Raw genomic sequence first — 5,085 nt, 5'->3', positions numbered from 1 at the left:
ATTCATACACTTATTTCAAAGTTTATAGCCCGAGCATCACTGTTCGGGCTTTTTTTATGATTTTTCACGTTCCACGCTTATTTATTGAGCAATGTTCCACGGTTTTATTTAGCCTAAGTTAACCATATGGAAGAAAAAAACGACTCCAGAAGCCACGCTTTTTAGGCTCTGGTTCAACATGCTCTGGAACAGGAATGCGCTTATTCTCTGGAGTAGTCAATCCGTCATGTTTAGGAGCATCAATATTAGGTTCTGGCTGTACTTGAGCTACATTCGCTTGCGACTGTTCTTGATCGGTAAACGTAGTCATATTGGCTTTTGGTGCTTCTAGTAAGCGCTGCATGGCCTCGATCTGATCTTGATAAAACGATTCACGTTCTAGTGATTGATTTTCTCTAAACAGTGCTTGATTTAACTGTTTTTCCAGTATGTCAACTTGACGTTTTAATAGGTCAACTTCTGTCAAGTTTTGACTGTTAATTGATTGACTTTGATTGACATTAGTATCTTTCTTTTGTGGTTCCCCAAAAACTCTTATGGCTTCTGCGAAGTCAATTAATCCATCAGATCCTTTAGATAAATTTCCTTTGTTTATATGCGCATATATGGCTTGTCGTGAATATCCGTAAAGCTTAGCCAACTCTGAAACTGACAGTTTTTTCATTATGTAAACTAGTTTTCAATTTGTGTTAATACTTGACTGTCAACTTTACAATGTCAATTGACATCATTTATTGAAAGCCAACTTTTCGAAGTAATGGAGTAAGTTCTTTTAATTTCTCCGGCTGTTTTAGCATATCTGCAATCCGTACAGCAAATTGTTCATAGGTTTCGGTGCCTTGTGAAAGTTTTCCCATTTCTGGAAGCTCTGACAATTTACTCGCAAATGAATAGCGTTGTGCATCTGTTAAAGTGATCGTTATATCTTCGCTTACACCTATACTTTTAGCTGACTTCGTTACTGATTTTTTTTGTTTAAAGCTAAATGAAAAACCTGTAATTGATCTACCAGTCTTATGCTGTTCAACTTTAACAGTAATGTCGGTATGTTCATTTACTTGCTTTAATGCAATGTCTAAGACATATTTTTTAAAGTCATACATTCGTTTGTATTCAGTATCGAGTACACCTATTTTTTGTCTGAAATCAGACAAAGTTATAAGAGGCGTTTTTCCTGTACTACGCCATGCAATCAATATCTCATATAACCGAACGGCATAAGCACTTGTTAAATTGCTTATTTGTTGTATTTCATACTTTGTAAATTGTTCTTCTAGTCTTGTAATTAAAGGCACGATAGCGGGAGCAAAAATAAGTCTAACAACCGCTTCATTATCAATATAAGCGACTTCACTCACCCATCTTGACTTGTGATTAATAATGTTGCCTTTTTCACTAAGACTTTGATAACTGAATTGTCTTGCAAATAGATCATCACAAGCATCTTTTAATGCCTGATAAGCCGTGTTTCGGTGTACACCAAATTGATTGATGTAGCTTTCAGCATGAACTGTTAATGGATCATTAGCATTTATTCCCTTACCCGATTCCCTTGCTTCAACGATAGCTAGAAGAATTAACCGTTGCTCGACTAGATCAAGGTTATAACTGGCATTAATTAATGCATTATCTTTAACTATTAGTTCTGTTTTCATATGAAAAGGTTATATTTTTAATTCAATAAGACGAGGCTATATCATAAACTCGCTTAATGCAAGGTAAACCTCGTTTTAATGCAAGGTAAACCTCGTTTTAATGCAAGGTAAACCTCGTTTTAATGCAAGGTAAACCTCGTTTTATAGTCTCTAAGAATTTTATAAATAAAGGCTTTCAGCATGTCTAAAAGCATTTAAAAGATTTAAAAATATTTAAAAGCTCAGGTCATAAAAAATTGCCCTTGGTTTTCGCTTCGCTCAAACTCTATTGAACTTCGCTTTCGCTCAGTTCGTCGGGGCAATTTTTTGGTTAATACTTGCGTGACTTTAAGAAAAAGCAAAAGCAACTCGGAATTCGCTTCGCTCATGAGCTTTTTTCTCGCTACGCTCGGTCCAGGAGCAAATTTCTGCATGAAACTTAAGCTTTCTTAGGCTAAAGAGGGCAAAAAAATGTTTTTCAGAGAGTCTAGGCGCAAATTTTGATAGTTCGCTCGTAGACACTCGCTCTATGCAGCTATCTAAAGTCAAAACATCTCTTTACTTCACTCTCTTTTGCGTTTTTTGAGCTGTTTTCTGTTTTTCGCTATAGATCTATGTTTTTTAGATAAAGGCTCTTAAATCGCATTTGAATGCTTTCTGTGAAGCTTTTCATAATTAAAGTTTTAGGTTGAAATTTTTAACCTGGATGAATGAACAAAAACTGATCTTTTTACGTTTTTATAAACCAGAAAATAAATACTTTTTTCCATGTAAAACCAAGCACCAGTCCTACGTCACTTTAGCCAATTTTCTAATCCAGAATCCGGCACATGCCGGGATTTTTTTGTCACACACCACGCATCTAAAGATGATAACCCTCAAACCTTTGCTAGATATGGTTTTTATAGGTTTTTTTATCATATAGAAACTGTTTCAAAAAAAATGGATAAAAACTAATATAACTAGTTGTTTTTAAATAAAAAATAAACTTTCATTGAGTTTTTCAAAAAATATCCAATTTTTTGATTTAAAGTATTGAAATATAATGTAAAAACAACTTTCAAACCAACTTTCAGAATATATCTTAAAATTAAGGTTAATTTATTGAAATTATGAAAAAAATTGATGAAAGTTTAGATTTTTAAGTTTCAGAATTGTGTACAAAATTAATGGACTTTTTTATGCTAAAAATTTGATTTATATGATTATTGTTCTGTACATGGTGTTGTACAAAAATAAATACTATTTTGGGTCTAAGTGAATGAAAATTATAAAAAATAATATGTACACATGGATTATACAATAATGTACAAATTTTAGTGGCTAAATTAGGTATAAAGTATTGAAATTTATTAAAAATAAATATGTACAATCCAAGGTTACTTCTTATGTCAACAGAATTAGTCAATTCAGCCAATATCATCTCTTTTCCTAAGCCATGTGCCTTCTGTGAATCAAGGGAACATGTACAACTTTTTGCTGGGCTGATGCTTTGCAGGAGTTGTCAGGAAAACATCAAAATTACCAATCCTGATCTGTTTGCTACCAATGATCAGATTCAACAAAAAGCCCAGGATTAACCTGGGCTTCGTATAAGGTGTATTATGTTAATTTTAGAAAATCTTCAACCTCACCTTAAAGAATTAATCTACTAGAGGATGCTCTTTCATTAAATTCTGTATGTCATTTGGGTCATAACAACCACATAAGCCTAGAAGAACTATGTCGGATATAGCATCAATACAACAACCTGAAACGACTTGCATACGTTGATTTTTGTCATATCCAAAAACTGTATATGTCAAATCTTCATCATCAAAATGATCTTTACAGATTGAACAGCAATCAGGGTATTTCTTCAAAACCTTATCAATATCCTTTTGCTGAGTAACAGTAACGCTCATATAACAACTCAAATAACTTTTCTTGGTCATAATTTTACATCTATATTTTTCTGAATATCCTTTTATTTAGCATGATGGGCGTTATTTGGAACGAGAGCGGACAACTCTCGTTTTTTGTTATGGAAACTGCTAAAATACAAGTACGCCATTGACGTATAAAGAGTCCATGTTATTTATTGAAACCAGCATCTTTACCAAGCAAATTAAAGACCTTGTATCTGATGAGGAATATCGTCAACTTCAGGAAGATCTTTTGGTACAGCCTGATAGAGGTGATCTAATCAAGAATGGCGGTGGTATTCGCAAAGTACGTTGTGCTCAAGGTAACAAAGGAAAAAGTGGTGGTATTCGGGTGATTTATTATTGGGTCACCGAGGATGATCAGATATTTTTCTTATTGGCTTATCCAAAATCAGTGAAAGATAATTTAACAGATAAGGAAACAGCCATTCTGCGCCAACTCGTGAAGGAGCAATTTCATGGATAACAACTTATTTGATGACTTGGTTGCTTCAATCAAAGAAGCTGGAGCTATCAAACGTAAAGAAGTTAAAGCAAGTCGAGTTACAGAACTCGAACTACCAGATATTAAAGAAGTACGTGAAAAAACAGGCTTGAGCCAAAATGAGTTTGCTGCACGTCTGCATATTAGTCCTCGTACCCTGCAAAATTGGGAACAAGGTCGACGCTATCCAACTGGACCAGCAGCTACATTAATTCGAATTTTAGATGCTCATCCAAGCCTTATTTGAAAAAATTACTTAAAAAAATGGGAGCTTAGCTCCCATTTTTAAATTCGTATAACGGCCATTATGTTAAATAGAGGGAAAATCTATTTTTAAAGTGATAAAATTATTGTAGTTATTTTAAGAATAGCTGCTTTTGATACTTGATCATCTATCCTAATTAAAAACTGTTTTTTAATAATTTGGAATATAAATAAGATTTAGTTAAAATTAAAATTATTCATATAAATTAACATTATGTATTACATTTACTAATAATTTAAAATAATTAGTAGAAAAAAATTATGTTTTAATTATTTCTTTGATTATATAAGTTGAGAGTAAAAAATGATTAATACGGAATTTTCAGAGTGTATTTCTGCATGTACAAACTGTTCACTTATTTGTACTGAATGTGCAACTTCTTGTTTAAAAGAAAAAGATTTAGAGATGATGCGTGAATGTATTCAACGTTGTCTAGAATGTGCAGATATTTGTCAGTTATGTGTGCGTATGCAACAACATAACTCACCTTTCCTCAAAGAGATTTGTGAGCTTTGTGCTAAGATCTGTGAATATTGTGCGGAAGAGTGTGAAAAACATTCACATGATTATTGTAAAAAATGTGCTGAGGCTTGCCGTCAGTGTGCAGAAGAATGTCGAAAAATTGCCATGTAAAATACTTCAATAATGTTAATTATATGGCTCTAGACTAACATAATCATTCTGCTAGTCTAGAGCCTTTCCTAAAATTAACATAATACACCTTATCCGAAACGTGTTATAATTTACCTTGAAATTCATACACTTATTTCAAAGTTT

General features: G+C 33.0%; 8 protein-coding genes. 5 read left to right on the top strand and 3 right to left on the bottom strand.

Annotation, left to right across the window (positions count from 1 at the left end):
* Positions 1–118: 118 nt before the first annotated feature.
* Both CSB87_RS00735 and repM read right to left on the bottom strand, forming a co-directional pair.
* Positions 119–664 (bottom strand): plasmid replication DNA-binding protein, encoded by a 546-nt coding sequence (locus CSB87_RS00735; RefSeq protein WP_000736774.1) that lies wholly within the window; start codon positions 662–664, stop codon positions 119–121.
* 67 nt (positions 665–731) lie between these two features.
* The gene (repM, locus tag CSB87_RS00730; protein WP_004698334.1) at positions 732–1,655 is read right to left on the bottom strand and encodes a replication initiation protein RepM; all 924 of its coding nucleotides are present in this window, start codon (positions 1,653–1,655) and stop codon (positions 732–734) included.
* Positions 1,656–2,340: 685 nt separating this feature from the next.
* On the opposite strand from repM, the gene CSB87_RS20225 reads away from it, so the two are divergent.
* Together CSB87_RS20225 and CSB87_RS00715 are read left to right on the top strand one after the other, a co-directional pair.
* Entirely contained in the window at positions 2,341–2,559 is a 219-nt protein-coding gene (locus CSB87_RS20225) for a hypothetical protein (RefSeq protein WP_001005328.1), read from the top strand.
* A gap of 463 nt (positions 2,560–3,022) precedes the next feature.
* Positions 3,023–3,214 carry a hypothetical protein gene (locus tag CSB87_RS00715; RefSeq protein WP_004706315.1) on the top strand — a complete coding sequence of 64 codons (192 nt, stop codon included), beginning with the start codon at positions 3,023–3,025 and terminating at the stop codon, positions 3,212–3,214.
* 63 nt (positions 3,215–3,277) lie between these two features.
* On the opposite strand, the gene CSB87_RS00710 is transcribed toward CSB87_RS00715, so the two are convergent.
* A complete protein-coding gene (locus CSB87_RS00710; protein ID WP_004698336.1) occupies positions 3,278–3,538 on the bottom strand; it encodes a hypothetical protein in 261 nt (86 codons plus the stop codon).
* 166 nt (positions 3,539–3,704) lie between these two features.
* On the opposite strand from CSB87_RS00710, the gene CSB87_RS00705 reads away from it, so the two are divergent.
* From CSB87_RS00705 to CSB87_RS00695, 3 genes are all read left to right on the top strand, one after another.
* Positions 3,705–4,025, top strand: a complete 321-nt coding sequence (locus tag CSB87_RS00705; RefSeq protein ID WP_004698338.1) for a type II toxin-antitoxin system RelE/ParE family toxin — start codon at positions 3,705–3,707, stop codon at positions 4,023–4,025.
* Entirely contained in the window at positions 4,018–4,290 is a 273-nt protein-coding gene (nadS, locus tag CSB87_RS00700; RefSeq protein WP_000369781.1) for a NadS family protein, read from the top strand. Before CSB87_RS00705 ends, nadS begins: the two co-directional genes overlap by 8 nt.
* Positions 4,291–4,611: 321 nt before the next feature.
* Entirely contained in the window at positions 4,612–4,941 is a 330-nt protein-coding gene (locus CSB87_RS00695; protein ID WP_000610966.1) for a four-helix bundle copper-binding protein, read from the top strand.
* Positions 4,942–5,085: the final 144 nt, after the last annotated feature.

It is taken from the genome of Acinetobacter sp. AR_0276 (assembly GCF_003000705.1).
Taxonomy (GTDB): Bacteria; Pseudomonadota; Gammaproteobacteria; order Pseudomonadales; family Moraxellaceae; genus Acinetobacter; species Acinetobacter nosocomialis.
Note: the sequence above shows the minus strand (reverse complement) of the source record. Positions and strands in the feature narration are given on the sequence as shown.